Origin of the sequence: Paucibacter sp. JuS9 (assembly GCF_044043925.2) — a bacterium.
Lineage (GTDB): Bacteria > Pseudomonadota > Gammaproteobacteria > Burkholderiales > Burkholderiaceae_C > JAUASW01.
In genome coordinates this window covers 1,280,846-1,293,164 of record NZ_CP194172.1, presented here as the reverse complement: position 1 = coordinate 1,293,164, position 12,319 = coordinate 1,280,846, and the positions used below count along the sequence as shown (strand labels likewise).

The 12,319-nt window shown below is 65.8% G+C and carries 14 protein-coding genes; 6 read left to right on the top strand and 8 right to left on the bottom strand.

Annotated elements, in window-relative coordinates; genetic code table 11:
* Nucleotides 1–3 precede the first annotated feature (3 nt).
* The 3 genes from ABT392_RS05695 to murJ form a co-directional block, all read right to left on the bottom strand.
* A complete protein-coding gene (locus tag ABT392_RS05695; RefSeq protein WP_395386361.1) occupies nucleotides 4–1,065 on the bottom strand; it encodes an AI-2E family transporter in 1,062 nt (353 codons plus the stop codon).
* Nucleotides 1,066–1,129: 64 nt separating this feature from the next.
* A complete protein-coding gene (locus ABT392_RS05690; RefSeq protein ID WP_334277189.1) occupies nucleotides 1,130–1,999 on the bottom strand; it encodes a SirB1 family protein in 870 nt (289 codons plus the stop codon).
* An 18-nt stretch (nucleotides 2,000–2,017) separates the two neighbouring features.
* Nucleotides 2,018–3,577 (bottom strand): murein biosynthesis integral membrane protein MurJ, encoded by a 1,560-nt coding sequence (murJ, locus tag ABT392_RS05685; RefSeq protein ID WP_334277190.1) that lies wholly within the window; start codon nucleotides 3,575–3,577, stop codon nucleotides 2,018–2,020.
* 137 nt (nucleotides 3,578–3,714) lie between these two features.
* Between murJ and rpsT the strand changes: the two genes are divergently transcribed.
* Nucleotides 3,715–4,011, top strand: a complete 297-nt coding sequence (gene rpsT, locus ABT392_RS05680; protein ID WP_334277191.1) for a 30S ribosomal protein S20 — start codon at nucleotides 3,715–3,717, stop codon at nucleotides 4,009–4,011.
* A gap of 93 nt (nucleotides 4,012–4,104) precedes the next feature.
* On the opposite strand, the gene ABT392_RS05675 is transcribed toward rpsT, so the two are convergent.
* Nucleotides 4,105–4,830 (bottom strand): alpha/beta fold hydrolase, encoded by a 726-nt coding sequence (locus ABT392_RS05675; protein ID WP_464970932.1) that lies wholly within the window; start codon nucleotides 4,828–4,830, stop codon nucleotides 4,105–4,107.
* Between the two features lie 128 nt (nucleotides 4,831–4,958).
* Entirely contained in the window at nucleotides 4,959–5,291 is a 333-nt protein-coding gene (locus ABT392_RS05670; RefSeq protein WP_334277193.1) for a DUF3579 domain-containing protein, read from the bottom strand.
* Nucleotides 5,292–5,484: 193 nt separating this feature from the next.
* Between ABT392_RS05670 and ABT392_RS05665 the strand changes: the two genes are divergently transcribed.
* A complete protein-coding gene (locus tag ABT392_RS05665; RefSeq protein ID WP_334277194.1) occupies nucleotides 5,485–6,699 on the top strand; it encodes an aspartate aminotransferase family protein in 1,215 nt (404 codons plus the stop codon).
* Nucleotides 6,696–7,658: an ornithine carbamoyltransferase gene (gene argF, locus ABT392_RS05660; protein ID WP_334277195.1), complete on the top strand. Its 963-nt coding sequence runs from the start codon at nucleotides 6,696–6,698 to the stop codon at nucleotides 7,656–7,658. The genes ABT392_RS05665 and argF overlap by 4 nt, the downstream gene beginning before the upstream one ends.
* Before the next feature lie 15 nt (nucleotides 7,659–7,673).
* Here argF and ABT392_RS05655 read toward each other — a convergent pair whose 3' ends face one another.
* Nucleotides 7,674–8,474: a substrate-binding periplasmic protein gene (locus ABT392_RS05655; protein ID WP_395386363.1), complete on the bottom strand. Its 801-nt coding sequence runs from the start codon at nucleotides 8,472–8,474 to the stop codon at nucleotides 7,674–7,676.
* A 118-nt stretch (nucleotides 8,475–8,592) separates the two neighbouring features.
* Here ABT392_RS05655 and ABT392_RS05650 point away from each other — a divergent pair, with 118 nt between their 5' ends.
* Both ABT392_RS05650 and ABT392_RS05645 read left to right on the top strand, forming a co-directional pair.
* Nucleotides 8,593–9,336 carry a metallophosphoesterase family protein gene (locus ABT392_RS05650; protein ID WP_395386365.1) on the top strand — a complete coding sequence of 248 codons (744 nt, stop codon included), beginning with the start codon at nucleotides 8,593–8,595 and terminating at the stop codon, nucleotides 9,334–9,336.
* 5 nt (nucleotides 9,337–9,341) lie between these two features.
* A complete protein-coding gene (locus ABT392_RS05645; RefSeq protein ID WP_395386366.1) occupies nucleotides 9,342–10,790 on the top strand; it encodes a serine/threonine protein kinase in 1,449 nt (482 codons plus the stop codon).
* Here ABT392_RS05645 and ABT392_RS05640 read toward each other — a convergent pair.
* Nucleotides 10,787–11,455 (bottom strand): cupredoxin domain-containing protein, encoded by a 669-nt coding sequence (locus tag ABT392_RS05640; RefSeq protein ID WP_334277199.1) that lies wholly within the window; start codon nucleotides 11,453–11,455, stop codon nucleotides 10,787–10,789. The two genes, ABT392_RS05645 and ABT392_RS05640, sit on opposite strands and share 4 nt — an antisense overlap.
* 12 nt (nucleotides 11,456–11,467) lie before the next feature.
* Complete coding sequence (locus tag ABT392_RS05635) at nucleotides 11,468–11,923, bottom strand: copper chaperone PCu(A)C (protein ID WP_334277200.1); 456 nt, start codon at nucleotides 11,921–11,923, stop codon at nucleotides 11,468–11,470.
* A gap of 53 nt (nucleotides 11,924–11,976) precedes the next feature.
* Between ABT392_RS05635 and ABT392_RS05630 the strand changes: the two genes are divergently transcribed.
* Nucleotides 11,977–12,312 carry a YkgJ family cysteine cluster protein gene (locus tag ABT392_RS05630; protein ID WP_334277201.1) on the top strand — a complete coding sequence of 112 codons (336 nt, stop codon included), beginning with the start codon at nucleotides 11,977–11,979 and terminating at the stop codon, nucleotides 12,310–12,312.
* Nucleotides 12,313–12,319 lie beyond the last annotated feature (7 nt).

The following is a 12,319-nucleotide window of genomic DNA, read 5'->3' as shown; positions in this document are numbered from 1 at the left end:
TCATCAACCCTGGTAAAGCGGGCTGTCCAGGTAGGCAGCGCGGGCGCGGCGCAAGGCCACCACGCCCAGGGCACTCAAGGGCAGCGCGATCAGCACGCCGACGAAACCGAACAGATGACCAAAGGCCAGCAGCGCAAAAATCACCATCAGCGGCGACAGGCCGATGCGCTCGCCCACGAGGCGCGGAGTCAGGAAGAAACCTTCGATCAGCTGGCCGAGGCCGAACACCACCGCCACGGCCAGGAGGCCATAGAGACTGGCGAACTGCAGCAAGCCGGCCAGCAGCGCCAGGAGCAACCCGAGGCCGAAGCCCAGGTAGGGAATGAAGACCGCCATGCCGGTGAACACACCGATCGGCATGGCCAGGTCGAAGCCGGCCAGTGCCAGGCCAACGCTGTAGAAGATCGCCAGCGCGCCCATCACCAGCAGCTGGCCGCGCAGGTACTGGCCCAGCATCTGGTCGCATTCCTCCAGGAAGCCACCCACCGGCTCATGCATGCGCGGAGGCACCAGGCTCCAGCCGCGTTCCAGCAGCTTCGGCCAGTCGTGCAGCAGGTAGAACAGCACCACAGGCAAGAGCACCAGATTGCCGACCAGGGTCAAGAGCAGGCTGCCGCCGATGCGGGCCGAGCTGAGCGCCGTGCCCAGCCAGTCTTCCAGATTGGCATCCAGGTACTTCAGGACGAAGGACTTGATGCTGCTGATGTCCAGCGCCACATCGACGCCGAACTGCTTGAGCAGCGGCGCCAGATGGGTGTTGGCCTTGGCCGCCAGAATGGGGATCTGCTCGCGCAGCAGCGGCAGCTCCTTGCTGAGGATGGGCACGATCAAGAGCACCAGGGCCAGCAGCACCAGGACCGCCAGCAGCTCCACCAGCACCACGGCCAGCAGGCGCGGCACATGGCGACGCGTCAGGCGCTCCACCATGGGATGCAAGGCATAGGCCAGCACGCCGGCCGCGATGAAAGGCGCGAGCACCGGCTTGAGCAACCAGATCAGCGCCAGGGCACCGAGGGCCAGACCGGTCCAGGCCAGGGCCAGGCGTTGACGGTGACTGAGCTTCATGGCGGCTTGACTGGGAATGGGTGGAGGGGCGCGGCGATTCTATGTGCGCGCCCGGGCATGCAACTCAATGCAAGGCCGGACCATCTCGGCCGCGCAGATCGTCCAGGCGCAGCTGCTGCGCCACTCGGTCTGGCGCCTGCTCGGCCCGATCCAGGTAGAACTCGATGTCGGCCGCCGCGGCGCTCCAGTGCCCCAGGGCCTCCAGCACCAGCGACCGGTCACGGCGCTCATTCAAGTCATCCGGCAGCAGCAGCACCAGGCGTTGCTGCACTGGCAGCAGGCGGTCCCAGTCGGATTGGGCGCGATGGATCTCTTTCAGGTTGCGCAGCATGCGAGCCAGCACCTGGCGCGGCGTGGCAGCCTGCAGGAACAGCTCCAGCGGCAGGTCCACATCGCCTGCAAGGCCCGCGCTCTGCCGATACGGCTGCAGCGCTTCGTCCAGCTCGCTGCGCGAGAGCGACCGGCCACTGAAGGGGTCCAGCATCACCTCACCCTGGGACAGGTGCAGCTTGATCAGGAAGTGCCCCGGAAACGCCACGCCCCGCGCCTGCAGGCCGATCTGGCTCGCCAGCTCCAGGTAGATCACCGCCAGCGTGATCGGAATGCCGCGCCGGGTGGCCAGCACGTGGTGCACATAGCTGTTGCCGGCCTCGTAGTAGTTGTTGACGTTGCCGGCAAAGCCCAGCTCGGTGTGGAAATAGCGGTTCAAGGCACGCAGGCGGTGAGCACTCGGTGCATCGGCCGGCAGGCGCTGAAGCAGGCGGCGGGCCAGGGTATCGACCTCCGCTTGCACGGACTGCACATCGAGCCTGGGGAACTCATCCTGGCCGATGGCAATCGCCGCCTCGAGCAGGTTGATGCTCATGTCCTCCGCCACCAGGCTGGCGAAATACTCCAGCGCCGACGGGGCATGCAAGCGCAACGAGGAACTCATGCCCCGAGTTTATTGATCTCAGCCACGCCGGACAAACTGGCGCAGCTTCAATCCGCACAAGAGCAGCACAGCAAAGTACAGCACAGCCGAGGCGACCAGGCAGCCGGCCATGGCAATGGCGCGCAAGAGGCCATGCTGGCCGAGCTCGATCCAGTCAATCCGGGTGGCCAGGTAGTACTGCAAACCGCCCATGGCTGCACTGGCCAACAGCACCCGCAATGCAAACATCAGCCAACCCGGCAGGGGCTGATAGCTGCCGCGGCGGCGCAGGCCCCAGAGCAGCAGGCCTGCATTCAGCAGGGCGCCGATGCCAATGGACAGGGTCAGCCCGGCCGCGCCGAACATCGGCACGAAGAGCGCATTGAGCAGCTGGGTCAGGACCAGCACGCCCACGGCGATCTTCACCGGCGTGCGGGTGTCCTGCTTGGCGTAATAGCCTGGCGCCAGCACCTTGATCGCCACCAGGCCCATCAGGCCGGCGCCATAGCCCATCACCGCCCGGCTGGTGTTGACGACGTCGATCGCCAGAAACTTCTTGTAGTGATAGAGCACGGCCACCATGGGCTCGGGAAACACCAGCAAGGCCACGGCGCAAGGCAGGCCGAACAGCACGACCAGGCGCAGGCCCCAGTCCAGCAGGTCGGAATAGTCCTGCCCCTCCCCCTTGGCCTGGGCAGCGGAGAGCTGCGGCGTCAGGACCACGCCCAAGGCCACGCCCAGCAGGGCAATCGGGAACTCCATCAGCCGGTCCGCCAGGCTGACCCAGGTGGCCACGCCAGCGCCAATGAAGGTCGAGATCTGCGTATTGATCATCAAGGAGAGCTGGGCCACGCCCACTCCCAGCAGCGCCGGCGCCATCTGGGTCAGCACGCGCTGCACGCCCGCCTGCCTCCAGGAGCGACGCAGCGCCGAGGGCGACAAGCCGATGCGCGGCAGCGCGCCGAGCTTCTTCAGCGCCGGGATCTGCACCGCCAGTTGCAAGACACCACCGAGCATCACGCCGATCGCCAGTGCGTAAATGGGCTGCCAGCCCCAGGCTTGCAGGCGCGGCACCAGCAACCAGGCCGAAGCAATCACCGACAGATTGAGCAGCACCGGCGTGGCCGCCGGCACCATGAACTTCTTCCAGGTATTCAGGATGCCGGCCGACAAGGCGACCAGGGACATGCAGCCGATATAGGGGAACATCCAGCGCGTCATCACGACGGCGGCATCGCGCCCTTCATTCAGGCCGGCTCCCAGCATCCAGACCAGCAGGGGCGCGCCAATCACACCCAGCACGCAGGTGAGGACCAAGGCCCAGGTCAGCACCGTGGCCACGGCATCGATCAGCTCATGGGTAGCCTGATCTCCCTCCTTGGCGCGCGTGGCCGCCAGCACCGGCACGAAGGCCTGCGAAAATGCGCCCTCGGCAAACAGCCGACGCAAGAGGTTGGGTATCCGGAACGCGACCTGGAAAGCGTCAGTCAAGGCAGACGCCCCGAACAGCGCGGCCACCAGGCTTTCCCGCACCAAACCGGTGATCCGCGATGCCAGCGTCAGGACGGAAACAAAGGAGGCAGCGCGGAGTAGATTCATCACTCAGATGTCGGTCGGGGCGCCGCATTATCTATGCGACGACGGGCTGTTTGGCTTGCGCAATGCGGCAAACCCTTCTCCAGCCCACTAAAACTGCTATACTCGCGGTCTTTGCACCAACTGGGTAGATTCACAGCATGGCAACCTCTTCCAAAGCCAAGAAGAAGACCGTCCGTTTGGCATCGGGCCGCAAGCGCGCCCGCCAGGACGTCAAGCTCAACGCAGCCAACACGGCACTGCGCTCCAAATTCCGCACGGTCGTCAAGAACGTGCAAAAGGCCGTTGTCGCTGGCGACAAGCCGAAGGCCGCCGAACTGTTCAAGGCTGCTCAAGCCGTGATCGACTCGGTTGCTGACAAGGGCATCTTCCACAAGAACAAGGCAGCTCGCCACAAGAGCCGCCTGTCCGCGAAGATCAAGGCGCTGGCCGCCTAACTTCCAGCGCTGGTGCAAAGCTCAAAGCCCGCTTCGGCGGGCTTTTTGTTTGCCTGCCACTCTTGCGGGCTTCCTGATTGACCGCCCGAGCAATTACCGCGATTTCACTGCGGGATTCCGATCGCGCAAGGTCATCCACTCCGACACCGCGCTGGCCACCCAGGGCGGATCCTCGCGGGGCAGGTCATGCCCCGCTGCCGTGTGCATGCGCAGCGGCACACCCCAGGCGCGACTCAGCGTCTGCGAACAACGCCAGTCCACCAGGCCATCTCCCAGGCTGCACAAGAGCAGCATGGGAGGCTCCGGCCGTGCGCGGCTGGCCTGGAAGCGGACGACAGCCAGGACCTGGCGCCAGATATTGGTCAATCGGACCCGGGCCCTTTTCGCGGCCCCGGCCTGTGTCGTCAGGCTGAAACGCAGCAACTGGAATGGCACCGCGGGGCGCAAGCGTCGGATGACCGGGCTGAAGGGTCGCAGGCTCGTGTTGATCAAGACCGCCGCACTGACCTCCGCGGGATAGCGCGCCGCCCAATCGCTGGCGACCAAAGCGCCCAGTGACATGGCCAGCAGATGAACGGGCGTCTTCACGCCCCGCCTTTGCAACTCCGACCGGCAGGCATCGACAAGAGCAGCAATGGAGCTGGGGCTGGACCGGTCATGCAACTCACCATGACCTGGCAGATCGAGCAGCAAGACACGCACGTCCGGCTGCAACTTGGCCAGCTGATTGACGAAGATATGGGGAAACTCGCCCCAAGTCCCTGCCGCTCGGGTCAAGCCCCGCAGCAACACCCAGGTGACAGGCTCCGGCGGAGTCATGGCAAGGTCAGAACCAGCATGTAACAACATTGCTGCAAGCGTATATCAACAAGCCAGGAAACCACACCCCCGGAATGCGCCCTTCGCCGCAATTGGCGCTACAGGCAAACCCTTGCGCGCAGTGCGACTCAGTCCCTGCTCGCGGGCCGCTCGGGCAACAGGCAGGCCTCGGCCACCTGAAGCTGGTTGTCACGAGCAAAGTTCATGACGAAGTCCCAGGCCATCGGCTCGAGTGCCTTCAGTTCCTCGTTGACGATCACGCATTTGACGCCGTTGATCACGCGAGGCACGCAGTAGGGCGAATAACCGATGTGGTCGCCGATGCGCCCCGTGTTGCCGCCGGGGCGAAAGCAGGACATGGCGCCGGCCAAGCGCTCGGCCCAGTCACTGGGCCGGAACGTGCGCCCTTCCAGGGTCAATCCCTGGATGAACACTTCGCGCGGTTTGGGCGGCAGACTCATGGGCTCGCTAGCGGGACAGACAACTCGCGGCGTCAGGCCGTCGAGGCAAAGCCGGTATTGTGCCTTGTTGCGGCGCAGCAAGCGTGCAACAAAGTTCCGCTGCGTGGTTGGCATAGCGCACGCCGGCCAACCCGACCTGGGGGCGACCCGTAGAATCAACGACCCTTTCGTTTTCGCTTGCACTGGAGAGTTGATGAACGCCCCCGTTCCGCCCGTTCCGCCCACCGAGCCGCATGTGATGCAGACCTACGGCCGCCTGCCCATCGCCTTGTCGCATGGTCAGGGCTGCTGGGTCTGGGACACCGCCGGGCGACGATACCTGGACGGCCTGGGCGGGATCGCGGTCAACACACTCGGCCACGCCCATCCGCGCCTGGTGCCAGCCCTGCAGGAGCAGGTCGCCAAGCTGATCCACACCAGCAATTACTACCACGTGCCACTGCAGGAGAAGCTCGCCGCCAAACTGGTCGAGATCTCCGGCATGACCAACGCCTTCTTCTGCAACTCGGGTCTGGAAGCCAACGAGGCGGCATTGAAGATTGCCCGCAAGTTCGGCCATGACCGCGGCAACACCAACCCTGAGCTGATCGTGTTCGAGGGCGCATTCCATGGCCGCTCGATCGCCACGCTGTCTGCCACAGCCAACCCCAAGATCCATGCCGGCTTCGGCCCGCTGGTGGGCGGCTTCGTGCGCGTGCCGCTGAACAATATCGCCGCGGTCGAGGCGGCCCTGAAGGCGCACCCCAACGTCACCGGCATCTTCCTGGAAACCATCCAGGGCGAAGGTGGCGTCAACCCGGCCCGCATCGAGTTCCTGCAAGGCCTGCGCCGCGTCTGCGACGAGCATGACATCCTGCTGATGCTGGACGAGGTGCAATGCGGCATCGGCCGCACCGGCAAGTGGTTTGCCCACCAATGGGCTGGCATCACGCCGGACGTGATGCCGCTGGCCAAGGGCCTGGGTTCGGGCGTGCCGGTCGGCGCTGTGGTCTGCGGTCCGCGTGCGGCCAAGGTGCTGCAGCCTGGCAACCACGGCACCACCTTCGGCGGCAACCCGCTGGCCATGCGGGCAGGCGTCGAGACGCTGAGCATCATGGAAGAAGATGGCCTGCTGGCAAACGCCGCCAAGGTCGGCGGCGAGCTCAAGGCCGCCCTGACCGAGCAACTCGCCGGTGTGCCCGGTGTGGTCGAGGTGCGCGGCCAGGGCCTGATGCTGGGCATCGAGCTCGACCGATCCGCCGCAGCGCTGCTGCAGCAAGCGGCCGATGCCGGCCTGATGATCAGCGTCACCGCCGACAAGGTCGTGCGCCTAGTTCCCGCGCTGATCATGAGCAGCGATGAGGCGGCTCAACTCGCCGCGATTCTGGTGCCGCTGATCAAGGCCTTCGTGGCCACGCCCAAGCCATGAAGCCCGGCTCCAGCCTGATCCGCCACTACCTGCAGTTCAAGGACCTGCGCGCCGAGGAGTATGCGCATCTGTTCGAGCGCGCCGCCACCATCAAGCGCCGCTTCAAGAACTACGAGAAATACCAGCCGCTGCAGGACCGCACGCTGGCCATGATCTTCGAGAAGGCCAGCACGCGCACGCGCGTGAGCTTCGAGGCCGGCATGTACCAGATGGGCGGTTCGGTGGTGCACCTGACCACCGGCGACAGCCAGCTGGGCCGCGCCGAGCCGATCGAAGACAGCGCCCGCGTGATCAGCCGCATGGTCGACATCGTGATGATCCGCACCTTCGAGCAGACCAAGATCGAGCGTTTCGCCGCGCACTCGCGAGTGCCGGTGATCAATGGCCTCACCAACGAGTACCACCCCTGCCAGATCCTCGCGGACCTGTTCACCTTCATCGAGGCGCGCGGCATGAACCAGCGCGGCGTGGTGGATGTCGATTGCCTGAAGGGCCGGGTCGTGGCCTGGGTGGGTGACGGCAACAACATGGCCAACACCTGGCTGCAGGCCGCCGAGATCCTCGGGTTCACGGTCCATGTCAGCACACCGAGCGGCTACGAAGTCGATCCGACGGTGGCCGGCATCAAGAACACCGCCTGCTACAAGGTCTTCGCCGACCCGCTGGAAGCCTGCCGAGGTGCCGACCTGGTCACCACCGATGTGTGGACCAGCATGGGCTACGAAGCCGAGAACGAAGCCCGCCGGGCGGCGTTCGCCGACTGGTGTGTCGACGCCGAGATGATGTCGGTCGCCAAGCGCGATGCCCTCTTCATGCACTGCCTGCCGGCACATCGCGGCGAGGAGGTGTCGGCCGATGTGATCGATGGGCCGCAGTCTGTGGTGTGGGACGAAGCAGAGAACCGGATGCACGTGCAGAAGGCACTGATGGAGTACCTTTTGCTCGGCCGGATCGGCTGAGGGCCGGATTGCCTTTCAGCGCGGCCTCAAGCCGTCCACCAGCACATTCGCCGGGTAGTAGCGCTGAAAGGTCTTCCAGACCTCGCCGCTGCGGGTGCTCTTCTCGAGCATGTCGCGCAGCATCGCGCGGTCAGCGCCAGGCAGCGACTTGGACAGGTAGGCGCCGGATTCCCCCCACGGCATCTCTTCCACCGACTCGATCCTGAGCTTGGCCAGCAGAGGCTTGTAGCGAGAGTCGTTGTGGATCGCGCCGGCAATGATGCTGGGCGACATCACGGTCAGGTCGGCCATGCCCATGCTCAGCATGCGCGCCGCTTCGAGCGGATCCACCGCCTGGACCAGCCGGGCCTGGCTGCCCAGCTCGCGCGCCATGGCCAGATAGGCCTCGCCGTAGTCGAAGCCGCGCACCAGCACCACGCGCAACTCGCGCCGCCGCAAGAGCTCGTCCAGCGAACGCAGCGCCGGCCTGTCCTTGTCGAGCAGGGAAATCAGCGTCGCGCGGCTGCGCACCATGGGAACGAAAAGGCCCAGCTCGTCACGCCGCGGCGTGCGGGTCGCCGGAATCAGGAGGTCGGCCTGACCGGCCTCGAACATGAGCTCCAGCCGGGCCCGCGGCACGCTGGAAAACTCGAAGCGGCAGGCGTCGCCCAATCCGCGCAGGACGTCGGGATAGACGCCACCAATGGTTTCGCCATCCACCGTCACGCTCAGGCCGATGGGCGACACCGGCACCTTCAAGGGGCGGGAGCATTCGCCCCAGGCCAGCATTGGCAGGCAAAGCAGGCCGGTCAACAGCAATCTGCAGGCTTGGCTCATTCAGATTTCGTCAATCAAGACTCGCGACGATTGTGCTTGAACTCGGCGGTATCCGCCGGTACACATGCAGGGCTCTGTTCAGCATGCTGTCAGCCCCCTGTGGCAGCCTATCTGGCAAATGAAACTCGCGCTTATCTCCGACCTGCATGCCAACCGCCAGGCACTCACTGCTGTCCTCGAGCATGCTGCCGCGCGCGGCGTGCAGCAGCATGCGCTGCTGGGCGACTATCTCGGCTATGGCGGCGATCCGGCCTGGGTGCTGGACCGGGTGATGGAGCTGGTCGATGAAGGCGCGGTCGCCGTGATGGGCAACCATGACAGCGCAGTGGCCCGCGTCGCCCTCCCCGGCATGCGCGAAGAGGCCCGCGAGGTCGCCGAATGGACGCGCAGCCAACTGCAACCCTACCAACTGGCCTTTGTGAAGCAGCTGCCCATGACGGTCGAGCGTGGCGAGATGCTTTTCGTCCATGCCAATGCCTATGACCCGGCGAGCTACGAATACATCCAGGGCCGGCTCGAGGCCATCCGCAGCATGCATGCCACGAAGGCGCGCTACACCTTCTGCGGACATATGCATGAGCCCATGCTGTTCCATCTCAGCGGCACCGGCAAGGCCGGTGAATTCACGCCGCAAGCCGGCGTCGGCATTCCGCTCCTGACCAATCGCCAATGGCTGGCGATTCCCGGCTCCTGCGGCCAGCCACGGGACGGCAATCCGGCGGCCTGCTACGCGATCTTTGACAGCGAACAAAGCGTCCTGAGCTTCCAGCGCGTCCCCTACGACGCCGACGCGGCGGCCGCCAGTGTGCGCGCGGCCGGCCTGCCAGCACGGCTGGCCGATCGCTTGCTGGCAGGCGAGTAGAGCAGATGACAAGCCCGACCAGCACCTTCGGCGCCGCCCTGCCGCCCTCGCCCTTGCAGGAGGGCCAGGTGATCGACGGCTTCCGGCTGGAGGCGCGGCTGCACCAGGGCGGCATGGCCAATCTGTGGAGCGTGACGCGCGTCGAGGCGGTCGAGGGCGAGGATTTCCGGCTGATGATGAAGGTGCCGCGCATCAAGGGCGGCGAAGACCCGGCCACCATCGTCGGCTTCGAGGTCGAGCAGATGTTGATGCCCGCACTCAAGGGTCCGCATGTGCCGCGCTTCGTCGCTCGTGGCGACTGGACCCGCCAGGCCTATATCGTGATGGAGCGCATCGAAGGCGTGTCGCTGAGGCCACGCCTGGATGACGCGCCCCTGCCACTGGAGGAGGTGGTGGACATCGGCATCCGCGTCGCCACAGCCTTGCAGGACCTGCATCGCCAGCACGTCGTGCATCTGGACATCAAGCCCAGCAACATCATGTTCCGGCCGGATGGCCGCGCGGTCCTGGTCGACTTCGGCCTCTCGCGGCATGACCACCTGCCCGACCTGCTCGAGGAGGAATTCTCGCTGCCCATGGGCACCGGGCCCTACATGTCGCCCGAGCAGGTGCAATTCATCCGCAACGACCCGCGCAGCGACCTGTTCGCCCTGGGCGTGATGCTTTATCACCTGGCTACCGGCGAGCGGCCATTCGGCCAGCCAAGTTCGGTGCGCGGCCTGCGTCGCCGGCTCTATGTGGAGCCGGTGCCGCTGCGCGCCATAGACGCGAAGCTGCCGCCCTGGTTCCAGGAGATCGTGCTGCACTGCCTGGAGGTCAAGCCCGAGCGCCGCTACCAGAGTGCCGCGCAGCTGTTGCTGGACCTGAAGAGCCCGCAAAGCGTAGCGCTGACACGGCGGTCCGAGAAGACACAAGGCAGCAACAGCCTGAAGACCTTGAAGCGCTGGTTCTTCGCCATCGGTAGCGAGCCGACCGCGCCGACCCGGCCGAGCGAACAACTGGGCCGCAGCCCCATCATCATGGCGGCCATCGACATCGAGAGCGCCACGCCGGCACTGCTGGAGCAACTGAGTGAGCATGTGCGCCGCGTTGTGCAGGCCGAGGTCGGCGCGCGCCTGGCCTGCGTCAGCGTGATGAAGACGGCCCGGCTCGGCATGGACGAACTCACCGACAGCCAGGGTCAGAGCCTGCACGTGAAGCAGCTGATCGCCCTGAAGTCCTGGGCACGCCCGATCAGCAAGGCGCTGGACCTGCAGGACGGCCGCCTGACCTTCCATGTCCTGGAAGCGCCTGACGCGGCCACGGCCATCATCGAATTTGCCAGCCGCAATGGCATCGACCACATCGTGATGGGGGCGCGAGGCGCTTCCGCGCTGCGGCGCTACCTCGGCAGCGTTTCTTCCCAGGTGCTGGCCGAATCGGACTGCACCGTGACTGTCGTCAGGGAACGCTAGTAGGGATAGACCGAGCTCGGCGTCGCCTTGCTGGCGCGTGCCACCACCTGAGTCTTGACCGTCAGCTTGTTGCTGCCGGCTTGAAGCTGGGCTGAGACCGGCTCGTTTTCAAGCAGTTGGTCTGCATGCCAGACGCGCACCCTCACTGCACCTTCCGGCAGGCCCTCGACCACCAGCCTGCCGTCGCTGCCGCTGAGCTTGGCCCAAGGCGAGTCGGCCACGTACAGATGGCCACGCATCGAGCTGTGCAGATGGCAGCCAAGCAGATAAGGGCCGCTATGGTTGAAGCTGCGGGTTTCGGTGCCGGGCGTGCGGTTGCCCGATCGACCCGACAGGCGCAACTGGATGGTCTGGCCGGGGTCCAGATAGACGCCGCCCGGCCCCATCAAGCCGGCAATCACATGGTGGTCAAAGCTGTCCTTGTTGCTGAACACGATGCGCGTGCCCGGCGCCACGATGCTGATGGCTGGCACAAAGCGCTGCTTCTCCTGAGCAACCAGCACTTCGGCCGGAGGCACCGGGCGCGGGCCGGCCATCGTGCTGTCCACCATCACCACGGCGTCAGCGAGGGGCTGGCCCTGCTTGTCCAGCACCGCGATACTGAGATCGGCGGCAGTAGCGGCCATGCTGGTCAGCAACAGGGAGAGAGCGAGAGGCTTCAGCATGGCGGCGGCTCCTCAGGGCTTGGCGGCTTGCGGCGCGCGCGCCTCGGCCTGCACTTCGACCTGGTGGCGCTTCTTGTTCTTGTCCAGGTAGACCAGCGTCAGCGGGATCTTGTCGCCAGCGGCCAGCGGGCGATTCAGGCCCATCAGCATCACATGCAGGCCACCCGGCTTGAACTCGACGCTCTTGCCGGCGGGCAGCGGCAGGCTCTCGACCGCACGCATGCGCATCACGCTGCCTTCCATGGCCATCTCATGGATCTCGACCATGGATGCCACGGGCGAGCTGGCCTCAACGAGCTGCAAATCGCTGTCAGCGCGCAGCTGAAAGAACGCACCGGTCGCCTTCTGCTGCGCCACGGTCGTGCGCACCCAGGCGTCCTTGACCTGCAATTGAGGTGCCTGGGCCTGGGCGGCGACGCTGAACAGGGCGATGGAAGCGGCGACAAGGGCGATGGAAACCAAACGCATGCAAGCGACTCCTGAGAACTGGCCACCATCATAGCCAGCCCTACACTGAGCGCATGAGCTCGACCGCAGACAACCCTTGCACGCGCTGTGGCGCCTGCTGCGCCAGCTTCCGGGTCGACTTCGCCCGCGAGGAAATGATGAGCGAAGGCGGCAGCGTGCCTGACGGCCTGTGCGGTGAACTCAACCACAGCCTGGCCCGCATGCGCGGCACCGACCACGCCAGCCCGCGCTGCGCCGCCCTGGTGGGCACGGTCGGCGTCAAGGCCAGCTGCGGCATCTATGAATGGCGGCCCTCGCCCTGCCGTGAATTCGGCCTGCGCGCGCCACTGGGCCTGGGCGACGACGCCTGCGCGCGGGCCCGCGCGCGGCACGGCCTGCCGCCGCTCTAGCCGAACC